This is a genomic window from Gimesia sp., from assembly GCF_040219335.1.
Classification (GTDB): Bacteria; Planctomycetota; Planctomycetia; order Planctomycetales; family Planctomycetaceae; genus Gimesia.
In genome coordinates this window covers 91,994-104,384 of record NZ_JAVJSQ010000040.1, presented here as the reverse complement: position 1 = coordinate 104,384, position 12,391 = coordinate 91,994, and the positions used below count along the sequence as shown (strand labels likewise).

11 protein-coding genes are annotated in these 12,391 nt (G+C 50.5%); 8 read left to right on the top strand and 3 right to left on the bottom strand.

Annotated features, from left to right (window positions below; translation table 11 throughout):
* Nucleotides 1-238: 238 nt before the first annotated feature.
* The 3 genes from RID21_RS28770 (at nucleotide 239) to RID21_RS28760 (ending at nucleotide 2,333) form a co-directional block, all read left to right on the top strand.
* Nucleotides 239-709 (top strand): universal stress protein, encoded by a 471-nt coding sequence (locus tag RID21_RS28770; RefSeq protein ID WP_350194995.1) that lies wholly within the window; start codon nucleotides 239-241, stop codon nucleotides 707-709.
* 112 nt (nucleotides 710-821) lie between these two features.
* A complete protein-coding gene (locus RID21_RS28765; protein WP_350194993.1) occupies nucleotides 822-1,181 on the top strand; it encodes a 2Fe-2S iron-sulfur cluster-binding protein in 360 nt (119 codons plus the stop codon).
* A 123-nt stretch (nucleotides 1,182-1,304) separates the two neighbouring features.
* Nucleotides 1,305-2,333 carry a prenyltransferase/squalene oxidase repeat-containing protein gene (locus tag RID21_RS28760; RefSeq protein WP_350194991.1) on the top strand — a complete coding sequence of 343 codons (1,029 nt, stop codon included), beginning with the start codon at nucleotides 1,305-1,307 and terminating at the stop codon, nucleotides 2,331-2,333.
* An 11-nt stretch (nucleotides 2,334-2,344) separates the two neighbouring features.
* Here RID21_RS28760 and RID21_RS28755 read toward each other — a convergent pair whose 3' ends face one another.
* Nucleotides 2,345-3,277: a histone deacetylase family protein gene (locus RID21_RS28755; RefSeq protein WP_350194989.1), complete on the bottom strand. Its 933-nt coding sequence runs from the start codon at nucleotides 3,275-3,277 to the stop codon at nucleotides 2,345-2,347.
* Between the two features lie 634 nt (nucleotides 3,278-3,911).
* Between RID21_RS28755 and RID21_RS28750 the strand changes: the two genes are divergently transcribed.
* The 3 genes from RID21_RS28750 to RID21_RS28740 all read left to right on the top strand — a co-directional run bounded on the left by RID21_RS28750 (nucleotide 3,912) and on the right by RID21_RS28740 (nucleotide 7,350).
* The gene (locus tag RID21_RS28750; protein WP_350194987.1) at nucleotides 3,912-5,237 is read left to right on the top strand and encodes a HEAT repeat domain-containing protein; all 1,326 of its coding nucleotides are present in this window, start codon (nucleotides 3,912-3,914) and stop codon (nucleotides 5,235-5,237) included.
* A gap of 114 nt (nucleotides 5,238-5,351) precedes the next feature.
* The gene (locus RID21_RS28745) at nucleotides 5,352-6,389 is read left to right on the top strand and encodes a mandelate racemase/muconate lactonizing enzyme family protein (RefSeq protein WP_350194985.1); all 1,038 of its coding nucleotides are present in this window, start codon (nucleotides 5,352-5,354) and stop codon (nucleotides 6,387-6,389) included.
* Between the two features lie 49 nt (nucleotides 6,390-6,438).
* Nucleotides 6,439-7,350 (top strand): leucine-rich repeat domain-containing protein, encoded by a 912-nt coding sequence (locus RID21_RS28740; RefSeq protein ID WP_350194983.1) that lies wholly within the window; start codon nucleotides 6,439-6,441, stop codon nucleotides 7,348-7,350.
* A gap of 9 nt (nucleotides 7,351-7,359) precedes the next feature.
* Here the strand turns inward: RID21_RS28740 and RID21_RS28735 are convergent, their stop codons facing one another.
* Both RID21_RS28735 and RID21_RS28730 read right to left on the bottom strand, forming a co-directional pair.
* The gene (locus tag RID21_RS28735) at nucleotides 7,360-8,094 is read right to left on the bottom strand and encodes a glycosyltransferase family 2 protein (protein ID WP_502892633.1); all 735 of its coding nucleotides are present in this window, start codon (nucleotides 8,092-8,094) and stop codon (nucleotides 7,360-7,362) included.
* Between the two features lie 181 nt (nucleotides 8,095-8,275).
* On the bottom strand, nucleotides 8,276-10,000 hold the full coding sequence (locus RID21_RS28730) for a sensor domain-containing diguanylate cyclase (RefSeq protein ID WP_350194979.1): 1,725 nt from the start codon (nucleotides 9,998-10,000) through the stop codon (nucleotides 8,276-8,278).
* Between the two features lie 279 nt (nucleotides 10,001-10,279).
* Here RID21_RS28730 and RID21_RS28725 point away from each other — a divergent pair, with 279 nt between their 5' ends.
* Together RID21_RS28725 and RID21_RS28720 are read left to right on the top strand one after the other, a co-directional pair.
* Nucleotides 10,280-11,035, top strand: coding sequence for a 3-keto-disaccharide hydrolase (locus tag RID21_RS28725; protein WP_350194977.1), 756 nt, complete (start codon nucleotides 10,280-10,282; stop codon nucleotides 11,033-11,035).
* Nucleotides 11,036-11,271: 236 nt separating this feature from the next.
* On the top strand, nucleotides 11,272-12,210 hold the full coding sequence (locus RID21_RS28720) for a hypothetical protein (protein ID WP_350194975.1): 939 nt from the start codon (nucleotides 11,272-11,274) through the stop codon (nucleotides 12,208-12,210).
* Nucleotides 12,211-12,391 lie beyond the last annotated feature (181 nt).

Genomic DNA, 12,391 nt, shown 5'->3' with positions numbered 1-12,391 from the left:
TCTGTCCCTGCTGAATCTTATGGATCAAATCGGTTGTTCAGAATCAGACGAAAAAAACAGCTGGTCCGGTTGTAGCAGTTCTTCCCCATTTTTCAGGGCTACCGGTTTTGTCTATCTGATGGGATCTGATGAATTTCTGATAAGAGAGCCAGCCGGTATCGGCATTGCCCGGGGATATTGATTACAATAGGGGATGTAATCGTTCTGATCATGAAATGGAGCCACGAGGAGTAAACCGATGATCGATCTCAAAAAAATTCTTGTTCCCACTGACTTCAGTGAATTCGGGCAGCATGCTCTGCTCTATGGATGTGAATTAGCCAAACGTTTTGGAGCCGAGTTGCACCTGCTGAACGTAGTACAGGATGCGGTCGCCATGTTTCCGGAACCCAATATGATGGGGACCTCCATGAATGACCTGGTGGCTGACATGCAGAGTCTGGCAGAAAAGCAGCTGGAAGAAATGCCGGGACTTACTGGATCGGAAGATCTCAAAGTTGTCCGCAAGGTCTGCGTGGGACCAGCCTTTCTGGAGATCATCAGGTATGCCAAAGAGCAGGAAATTGACCTGATTGTGATCGGCACCCACGGGCGTACCGGCCTCAAACATATGCTGCTGGGAAGCGTCGCAGAAAAAGTGGTCCGCAAAGCCCCCTGTCCGGTGCTGACGGTTTCGCACCCGGAACACGAATTTGTAATGCCAACCTAGGAATTCTCCCCTGTTATCATCAAACAGAATGCATATAATTCGTAATATAGTCATCTGTTAACACGTATCAGTTCATGATGAATTTTAATTACCAACGTAAATTGAGGATCTAATGCCAAAGCTGACAGTAGAAAATGTAGGAGAATTCGATGTGGAACCAGGCAAGCGTCTGGTTTTAGCCCTGACGGACGATGCCCAGATCGATCAATTACATGCCTGCGGAGGCGCAGGACGCTGTACGACATGTCGGGTTGAGTTCGTCGAAGGTGAACCGGACAAAATGACGGTCGCTGAGAAAAACACCCTGGAAGCCCGCGAAGTTACCGGTTGTCGCCTGAGCTGTCAGATCCTCTGCGATCATGATATGACCGTCCGGGCCATCAGTCGTCTGGAAGGCAGCGGCCGTGCCGATGCCGGCAACCGCCCCCATGATGAGATTGAACCTCAGCCTGTTGAATGGGTTGAAAAATAATTACCCGAAGAATCTGCAGACTCTCCTGAGTCAGAACGTCTCGCTGACGACTCAGGAGCCTGCAGCGTTTTTTACCCGCTCAGATGAGGGGGTACCTTTTCCTCTGAACAGAGGGAGTTTTCAATGCACAAAACTCTGATCGGAATCCTTTTCTCAGTCTGGTTGACACTGTGTGGATCGGATTCCACCTTCGCCAAGAATCGCGATCCCAAGTACCAAAAGGCCGTTTCGAACGCACTGGAATACCTGGCTCGTGAACAACGACGACAGGGTTACTGGGAAGCCAATGGGGGCCAGTACCGAGTCGCGATGACGGCGCTCGCCGGCAATGCGCTGCTGGCCGAAGGCTCGACGACTACACGCGGGAAGTACGCCCGCAACATTCAGAATGCCGTCGATTACCTGCTGGAAATGAGTCAGCCGAACGGGCTGATCGGATACAAGAACGACTATCATTACACCTATGGCCACGGCTATTCGATGGTCTTTCTTTCCCAGGTCTATGGAGAGGAAGAGGATGCCCTGCGCCGGGAAGAACTCAAAAAAGTCCTGATAAAGGCAGTGGAGTTCTGTGCCGGCGCTCAAACCACCCGTGGAGGCTGGGGCTATGTCTCCGCCAAAGATGGGAACGATTTCGATGAAGGTTCGACCTGCATCACCCAGGTTCAAGGCTTACGAGCCTGCCGTAACGCGGGCATTCCGGTCGACAAAAAAATCATTGACCGGGCCAAAAAATACATCTCGGACTGTACTACCCAGGAGGGGGGGGTGCAGTACAGCATCCGTGGAGGCGGTGCCCGTCCCGCGATCACCGCCGCTGCCTGTGCCGCATTATTCAATGCCGGAGAATACGACTCCGATCACCTGAAAAACATGCTGGATTACTGTAAGAAAAATGTCTGGCCCGGTGGAAACGCCAACCGGTATTTTGGGCACTGGCATTACGCCCACTTTTACTATGCCCAGGTCATGTACCGTGGTGAAAACAAAGATTGGGACAAGTACATCAAGGATATTGGTCAGCAGATCCTGCGCAAGCAGTCGGCTTCCGGAGCCTGGATGGAAGGGCATGTAGGGCCCGTCTATACCACCGCTATCAATGCCACGATTCTACAACTCGACAATGGCTACCTGCCCATCTATCAGAAGTAGTCTGACTTCTGTCAGGCAGACTCCAACTCCTGCAGATGACAGACCACAGACTCTGCCAGTCGCTGGGGGTTGTAGCCTCCTTCCAGCAGACTGACGATACGGCCTTTACAATACTGGTTCGCCACGCCAGCCACGAGTCTGGTTAATCGGCCAAAGTCTTCCGTCTCCAGCCCCAAAGAGCCGATGGGATCCTCTTTATGGGCATCAAAGCCGGCACTGATCAGTACCAGTTCCGGCCGACATTTCTCAGCAGCCTGGAGCAGCATCCGTTCAAACTGTTTGAAGTAGTCTTCGCGAGAAATCCCAAAGGCCAGGGGCAGATTCCAGATCGTCCCCAGCCCTTTCCCTGTTCCCGTTTCATCCCCCAACCCGGTTCCAGGATAGAAAGGATGACGGTGCGCGGAAAAGAAATAGACCTGGTCTTCTTCGTAAAAGATATCCTGGGTGCCGTTACCATGATGTACATCCCAGTCCACAATCAGGACCCGATTCAACTTGTGCTGAGCGACTGCATGCTTCGCAGCTACAGCCACATTGTTGATCAGGCAGAACCCCATCGCCTGCTTTGAGAGTGCATGATGCCCCGGCGGCCGCACTGCACAGAAGATCCGTTTGGTTTTCCCCAGTAATACCTGATCCACCGCCTTAATAGCACAGCCGGCTGCATACTGGGCGACTTCGAAAGACCGGGGACAGACGACCGTATCGATCTCAATCCGCCCGCCACCATCCGCGCAAAACTGCTGCACTGATTTCAAATAGTCGGCTGAATGGACGCGTTCAATCTCCTGTCCGATTTTGACCGTCGGATCGTTCTCCACTGTCAGTCCGGCAATCTGTTTCGCTGCCACTTCGTCCATCACGGCCTGTAAGCGTTGAGGACTTTCGGGGTGAGATCCGGTTTCGTGTTGCAGAAAGGTTTTGCTCTGGTAAAAAACGGTCATTGATCATCCTTCCAACTGGATCTGTTCAATTCCTGAGTCCGCTTCAGGCTACCCTGCCACGCAGATTTTCAGCCCCCTGCCCGCAGAATCGACTCCTGCCACGCCAGGTTGCTTTGCAGGGAATATACCGGTTCCACGCATTACTACGAGAACTCTGTTTATAAATTTTGTGAGAAGACGCCAGCCTCTGTCAGATTCAGCCCCGAAATCGGAGCCAGAAAGGGGAAAAAACTTGACAGCTCGTAAGGTAAAGCGATAACGTAAGATAATACAACCATCGGTTTTAAAACAACCTGAAGTCGCGCTCCGGGAATTCTCTCGATATTTCAGACAGTTCAATTCATACGAGCCGGTGGTTAACCACTTCGATTGTTATTAAATACTAGATTTAATTGGTAACGGCACAGCATTTATCGTATTATTATACTAAGTCATCTCCTCATTCCGTTTCATTCGGAACCATTTAAGCGGTCGGTATTTTATCACAGGAATTCTTTTCGGCTGCCATAGAGTTTTTTGCCTTATTTGTGTAATATTTTCTTGAATGTCACGCTCCCAATTGTAGTCGAGAAGACCCCATAAGTTGTTCCGTGAAACAGGGGTTCGAGCAGAACGTTGAATGAAGGAACTTTCCGTGCGACAATCCAGATGCTCGTATGAGGCCTTTTCAGTAACTGAAGTGCCAGCCGCCAGAATTACTGGTTTCTTTCTGCTGGTTGCCGGATTATTCTTCACAGACAGCTCCCTGCTGTTCGGTCAGAACGAGGCTCCAGCCAATCCGCCTGAGGCAAAACAGCAGGACGATAAAGCGCTCTCTGAATACAAACCTCTGATGAAGCCGGAAGAGGCCGTCAATTTTCGCAAGACCAAATTACGCGATTTTGATGAGCTCCTGCGGGGAGGAAAAATCAGCAGTAGTGCAGACAAGAAGCTGATTGCAGATGGTGCCCGTTACCAGTTGTACCTGATGACGTTTAAAAACGACCCCAACAAACCCGAAAATGCCACCGACCTGAAAAAACTGCGTGCCAACATTCTGCGTGATATTCAGTTCTCAGGTCGCGTCTCGGGTAACTTTCAGGCGCGTGAACTGTATCTGGAAGAATTAACCAAACAGGCTCCCGATCTGTTCGACAATCATCGCCTGGTCCGTTTCAGTGCGGTCGTGCTGCTTTCCGAACTGGACCTGCGAGACGAAGATCGCCGCAAGAAGACCAAAAGGACGGCCTACACCCTGGCATACGCCCCGTTGCTGAAAGTAATCGAATCAAAAACACAACCGACTGAAATCAAAATCGTCGCCGCCAACGGTCTGGGACGCATTGGCGAAATGGGTGATCCCAGTAATGCTCTGCGTGTTAAAATTGTAGAAGCCCTGATTCCTCAGCTTAAGAACTCGATTCAGGATCATTCCTGGTATCAGCGGAGCCTGGTCGACGCACTGGGATCCCTGGGAATTACCGACAACCTGGCGCGTCAGCCTGTTGTTGTCGATGCTTTACTGGACGTCATGAAAAACCCCAAGCGAACCTGGGGAGTCCGTTCTGCAGCCGCTTATAATATTGGTAAGCTGCCTCTCAATGCCCGCTCCGACATTAAACTGATCACGTACTCCATTGTGGACCTGACCCGCAAAATGGTGGCAGAGTACAACAAAAACAACAATGCTCGCTTCTGGAAACGCTGTTTCTGGAATGTTTACCTGGCATTCAAACCGGCGAATCAGGGTTCTGAAGAGGGTTTGACACAGAAAAAGGTCAACCAGACCGTCGTCAATGATGCTTACAAGCAGATCATCAAACCGGTGGCAACCATCGTTCAGCCCGGCAATACTCCGAAGATCGCCGCGGATGTCACCAAGTCGATGGATGACTGGCTGAAAAAGAACCTGCCTAAAAACTTCCGGGTCGCTCCCGTTCAGGTCAAACCCAATAATCAGCAGGTCGCAGAAGGTAACTGACCGATTGCTGCTTAACTGCTACTGGGTTGAAACTCCGCGAAAATTCTCTTTCCCGCAGATCAAATCAGAAATCAGATCGCTGCATTTTGTATTGAGATCCGCTAGACTGTCTGTATGAAAATTACAGACGTTCGCGCAATACAACCCGTGGGAAAGAACTCTCCCCCCGACTGGCGTACCAGCCTGGGACAGATTCTGGTTGCCATCGATACCGACTGTGGTCTCACAGGATATGGAGTCGGCGGCGGCGGACTGGCAGGGATTCACGTCGTCAAAACCGTCTTGCGTGATCTGCTCCTCGGTCAAAGCCCCGAAGATAGCTCCCGTCTCTGGGATGAAATGTATCAGTCCACGCTGGCTTTCGGACGCAAAGGTCTGGCCATCATGGCCATCAGTGGCGTTGACCTGGCTTTATGGGACCTCAAGGGGAAAGCCGAGAAAGTACCCGTAGTTTCACTTCTGGGCGGCCAACCGGGTCAGCAGCTTCCCACTTATTGCACCGTCTGGAATACGCAAGATCTGGAGTCGATTGACTCCCACGCCGGCTATAAACTGCATCTGGGAAAAGTTTCCAATGCCGGTCAACAGGATGAAATGATCCAGGCTATTGAAACCGCCCGGACACTGATCGGCCCCGATCCCCTGCTGATGGTAGATGCCTGGATGAAATGGACGGTGGAATCAACCATTGCCATTTCCCGGGCGATCGAGCCTTTTCAAATCGACTGGATTGAAGAGCCGCTCTCTCCCGATGATCTGTCCGGTTATGCACAACTCAGCGAACAGTCGGCCGTCGCCATTGCAGGAGGCGAACATGAATTTACAGCAGCAGCGTTTACTCAACTGATAGACCAGAAACTGCACACCGTTTTGCAACCTGATGTCTGCTGGTGTGGCGGTATGACGGAATTGATCAAAATCTACAAGATGGCAAATCGTGCCGGCCTGCGTGTCTGCCCCCATCGCGGTGCGGAAATCTGGGCTCTGCATGCCATCGCAGCGCTGGATCCTGACCCGTTAGCTGAAACTGGCCGGCCTTGGATGACCTGGGTCGCTGGTCAACCTGAAATCGACGGGGGGCTGATCTCTGTTACAGATCGACCCGGCTGGGGACTGACATTTGACGAACAGTCTCTTGAACTGGTTTACTGATATTTTTAAAACGAATTAGATTCTTCTGCCTGCGAAAGCACGTTTCTATATGAACCTGTATCCTCACCTGACCACCGTAATTGTATTTTGTCTTGTCGCCTCTCCTCTGATCAGCATCGGCTGCTCAGAGGAGCAACCTGCCGAACCAGAAGCCCAGGTCACAAGGGAAGATCCTCCGATTCCCACCGCCCCACCTGCTCCCGTCGTATTGACTGAAGAAGACATTCATGAGCGACTGAAGAAAGACAACCCCAAGTATCAGAACACAGCTGAATTTGGTAAACGCCAGGGGAAAATCATTTCGGTGAATCTGTTCAATATGAACGTCGAAAACATTTCGGCGCTCAAAGGTCTCGAACTGGAATATCTGGACCTGACCAACTGCCCGGTAAGTGACTTGAGTCCCATCAAAGGCATGAAGCTGGAGCAACTCTTCCTGGAAGGAACCTATGTCACAGACCTGCGGCCCCTGCAGGGAATGCCGTTACAGGTTCTTCGCATGGAACACACGCCTGTCTCCGATATTGCACCTCTGGAAGGCATGCCGCTGAATCAGCTGAATCTGTTCGACACTAAAGTAAAAGACCTGAGTTTGATTAATACGCTCCCGTTGAGAACCCTCTGGATTCCCAAAACAGAGATCTCTGACATCAGCCCGCTGAAAGGGATGCTGCTGGAAAGCCTGGACTTTGAGAAAACCAAAGTTTACGATCTGACCCCATTGAGAGGAATGCAGATCCTGCGTTTGAATATGACGGGATCTGAAGTGACCGATTTAACTCCATTGAAAGGCATGCCTCTCCAGCGTCTGATTTTTACCCCGTCGAAAATCACAAAAGGGATCGAAGTCATCAGGGATAACCCTACTCTGCAGGGCATCGGCACAGACTTTGACAATGTGAAAGCAGCGGCTGAATTCTGGCAGGAGTACGATGCCGGCAAATTCAAAAAGCAGGAATAGCCACAACACTCAGTCGATGAGCTGAGGCTGTTTCTCTTTAAACAGTTCTGACTTCCAGATCCCGAGTCGGTGCAGCCAGTACTGCAGCATGACGTTGAGCGTCAACAGACCATACTGGGCGCTGCGTTTGAAGTTAATGCTGGAGGCTTCCTCAAAATACCGCACGGGAACCGGGATGTCGCTGATTTTAAATCCGAACCGAACCGACTGCGCCAGGAACTGGCTGTCGAACACAAAATCGTCCGAGTTTTTTTCAAAGGGGACTTTTTCCAGCACGGCGCGACTGTAAGCACGAAACCCGCTGTGAAAGTCGCCCAGGTTCTGTCCCAGGGCAATATTTTCGATGATCGTCAGAAACCGGTTCGCAATGTACTTGTAGAGAGGCATCCCCCCCTCCAGCGTCTCTGCGCGGGTTCTGATGCGTGAGCCCAGAATGACGTCGCAAATTCCCAGTCGGATTAATTCAACTGCAACCGGGATCACTCGACTGTCGTACTGATAATCCGGGTGAATCATGACTATGTAATCAGCGCCCGCTTCCAGTGCATAGCGATAACAGGTTTTCTGATTTCCGCCATAGCCGGTATTACGTTCATGCTGAATGACCGTCAGCCCCAGTTGCCTGGCGACTTCGACAGTGTTATCGCTACTGCAGTCATCCACGAGTACGATCTCATCAACAGAACCTTCGGGGATATCGGCTACAGTCCGTTCCAGCGTACTGGCTGCATTGTAGGCTGGCATGACAGCGATGACCCGACCTCTATCAGAACGGGAACCGGGTTGGTGGGAAATCGAATCAGACATCGGAATACAATACTTCGAATCAGAGACAGAGACAGTGCTTCAGACAATTGGTGCCAGATTATTGTTCATGACATCCACTGCTGAGACAAGCCTGAAAGCGGGAGATTTGAGGATTCGCTCAGACTGGTGCGGAAGTCAGGCTGCAAACTCGATTTCGACCATCCGATTTCGCCTGATACAGCGCTCCATCAGCGGCAGCGACCAGCGTCTGTACACTTTCCATGGCGTTTGAAGTATAGGTGGAGAGTCCCAGGCTGGCTGTCACCGGAATCCGTGTGGCGTTGAACTCAATGATGGCGGTTTCGATGGAATGCCGGATCACCTCTGCAATTCGTTCAGCCCCCGCCAGGCCGATCTCGGGCAGCAGGATTGCGAGTTCCTCACCGCCGTAGCGGGCTGCGATCACATTGTCCGACGAACGGATTTCTTTAATCCGATCCTGTAGAATCCGGGCCACCCGTCGTAGAACCTCATCCCCCGCCTGATGCCCGTAAGTATCGTTGATTGACTTGAAATGATCGAGGTCAATCAGGATCAGGGAACAGGCGGACTGAGCGGCCTGGGCCTGTCCGAATGCATTGTCGATCAGTTCATCGAACGAACGCCGGTTTACCAGGCCAGTCAATCCATCCTGACGGGCCTGCTTTTCAATATTGGCATGATTGAGAACTTTGAGCAGCGTATTGGAAAGAAACTGAGATGCCCACGATATCAGACGCAGCGCTCTTTCATCGAATGGCTGACATTCCTGATTCGTCAGACAGATCGCCCCGATCCGTTTCCGGTTTGTAATCAAGGGAGATACCAGTGCTGCCCCAATCAGCGACCGAACGCCATGATTCTCCAGCTGCTCACCTGACAGTGATGTATTCTCACCGGAGTTGAGTCCAAGCCGAACGAGAGTCAGTTCATGTTCTTTCCATCGGGTTTTGACTCCCGCCTGCAGAGTCATGCCACAATCCACAATAGACTTACAGTTTGAAAAATCGTGGGGTGTGGAAAGAAACAGACTTGCTCTGCTCGAATTCGTCAACTGCCGGAGTCGATCCAGAAATTCTTCCAGCATGATTACTGGAGTTTTAAACTGCTGATCGGCGAGTGCCCGTAATTCGAGTTGCTCGCGGGTGACTCGCAATTCAAAGCGATATGATTCGTAATCCTGATTTTTCACGATGTTCCGAGAAACGCAGACCAGCAGTCGCTTGGCCAGCTTAATCTGCTGCTGTTCATCCACTCCATCGGGGTAGAGGTTCGTCGTCAGGAACACACCAGAGATGGCATTTTTATCGTAAACTGCGAGCAGACATAATTTGTGAATCCGCGGCTTGTCCTGCTCATCAAAGCATTGGTAAATCTTCGAATTTCGTAATTCCTGCCCGCGCAGGATGATTACGTTCTGTGTCTTTAACTGTTTGAGCTGACGCTCGTCGAACTCGAATACGGCTTTGGAATTCCTGGTAATCCCCCGCGAGTCGCGTACTTTGAATTCGCCGTTCACTCGGTTCAGGTACAATCCCAGCCCTTCCCTGATGGACGGTACATAGCGTTTCAACAGCAGGTCAATGGTCTGATCAAATTCAGACTGTGCGACAAACTCACGCAGGATGTGGTTCTCAATCAAAGTCATCGCCCGGTCTGACTGGACATCATTGAGCTCTTCTTCCACATCGTGATAATGCTGCTGAAATTCCGCATTTTCCTTACGGACAGCAGACATTTTCATCGTGTAAACGACATATTGAAGCAGGCACACACTGGCAATCGCCAACACGCTGGCACTGGACGCACCCGATGCGACGTGGTTCGTGAACACTTCAATAATCGAGGCAATAAGAAAATACAACGGGGCCCTGCGCTTTCTGAGAATCTGACTGAATGAATAGAATTTTTCCATCCGTCTTGTGATAGCTTGCAATCAAACCTAGTTCAGAAACGGGAAAATGATGAACACATTTTTCATCGTGGACCGGGGAATCAGCAGCCTCTTATTCACTGTTCCCTGAATTCGTTATAATCCCGATAAACTGTATTTTTTCGCTTTCAGATCCACGCCTGTTGTTTTCTAATAGATGCTTATCTAACCCCCTGACAACTCACTTGTTATACAGTTTCGGAACATCCCATGTACAAATACTTCGCGACGTTCGTATCGAGTTCGAATGCTTCTAATTACAGTTTCCGTCTGCTCTTACTGAGTCTGATAGTAGCCGCTTCCACAAGCACTTTTGCTGCTGATAAGAAACAGGAAGCAGGCAGCAACAGACCGGCAGCCAAAGTCAATAAATCCAAAGAATGGATCTCCCTCTTTAACGGGAAAAACCTGGAAGGCTGGAAAAGTCCCCAATTCGGAGGGGAGGGTGAAGTCCACGTCGAAGACGGGAAAATGATCCTCGAAATGGGTGTCGATCTTACCGGCGCCACATTTACCGATGCCAAAAAGTTGCCTGAAACTAACTATGAACTCGAACTGGAAGCCATGCGTGTCGATGGCACCGATTTCTTCTGCGGGCTGACGTTTCCGGTCAAAAAAGATCCCTGCTCATTTATTCTCGGAGGCTGGGGGGGCGCACTGTGTGGTCTTTCCAGTATTGACGGCGACGATGCCTCACAGAACAGCACAACTACATTTCAGACCCTGAAAAAAGGGGAGTGGTATAAAGTGCGCCTGCAGGTCACCGATCATAAAATCCAGGTCTGGTTGAATGATAAGCAGATCGTGGATCAGAATCTGAAGGATCGCAAAATTTCAATCCGCCATGAGGTCGAACTTTCCCGCCCGTTCGGAATCACATCCTTCGCCACCACCGCCGCCTTGAAGAACATCCGCCTGAGGAAACTCTCTCCAGAAGAAGTCGCGAAAACGGCACCGAAAAAGTGAGTTCGTGTTGATTTTTGTCAACACACTGGTGGATTAGCTCAGCGCTGAACCTCGAACAAGAATTCAGAACTCTCTCATAAACTGCTATAAATAAAGCGTTTATGAGAGAGTTTTTTATTTAGAGAGGGAACTGGTATCAGTTTTGCGATGTATCAGGCACAGGGTGACAGAACTTTCCCTGGTATTCGCTCTCGCTCATTTATCTAATTCATCTCTCAGCTCGGAATGGTACTAAATTGAATTCTCAACTGACCGCTCAGGTGGCTGCATTGATCAGTTCTCAAAGTTTGTCTCTGGTGGAGGGTTCCGATCCTTTCGCACCAGAACACCTGTGTGATTTCTGGTCCCATGGACAAAAACATATCAAACATCGACGAGCGACACTGGATGCACTCACTCAGTCAGAATCGCGAATCGAAGCTGCAGAGAACGAACTGGAAATCATTTTTAGAGATTTCTTCGCCGAAGAGATGCTGATCAGAGTCGTCACAGCAATCTATACTGCCGCCGATCAACGACGTGGACAATGTCAGGCCGAACCGATTGCCCGCAGCCTGTTCCTTTCCTTTCTGGATGTGAAACGGATCATTTTAAAAATACTGGTGTCCGAACAGGGATTGAATACAGAGACTCTCAAACGCATCAATGCCACCCGTCGTTCAATCGAGCGCTGGACCGACATGCTGCTTGGCCCATACGTGCAGAGACTGGGCCTCGAAGAATTTGCCCACGACGTAGAACGCGCACGTGATTTTGGTGAGGATCAGTTGTCCGAACAGAATGCCATCCATGCTGCACAAACCTGGAACCTGATTAACGCCGGCCTTAGGGTTTCATTTCCCTCCGGTCTCACCAGTCAGACCACTGCGCACTGGGAGTCCATGCTGGGAGCCGTGCTGGCCTGCTTTCCGGCAGACTGTTTCAGTCAATCTGCGACGATCAAATCACTCCGCCAGATACGCTACGAACGCAGTGGATCCGATGCTGAATCATCACCAGACGGGTTGCCTGAGATTTTTCGCCGGCGAATGCTCGGTCTCTCAATCAGCAATGTCAGTCCTGGTAAAATGAGCAAACAAATCAGTCCCTCTGATTCCCAGAAGCCTGCGTTCCCTTCCCCTCAGTCGATCAGTTTCACCCAGATCAGAGACCGCAATCAGAAAGAGTCCTCCTGAGAGCAGAACCCGGTGCGGGAATCTTTCTGGAAAACCGGTTGACTTCAAACAGGACAGAGCGGTATGATCAAACTGTTCATATTTTTCTGAATCCGAAAATTCTCCGATTTGGAGTTTCTCTGTGACACATCGGTTTGGTACTTTTAGCTTTAATTTTGTGCGGCTGTCATTTTATTCAGCC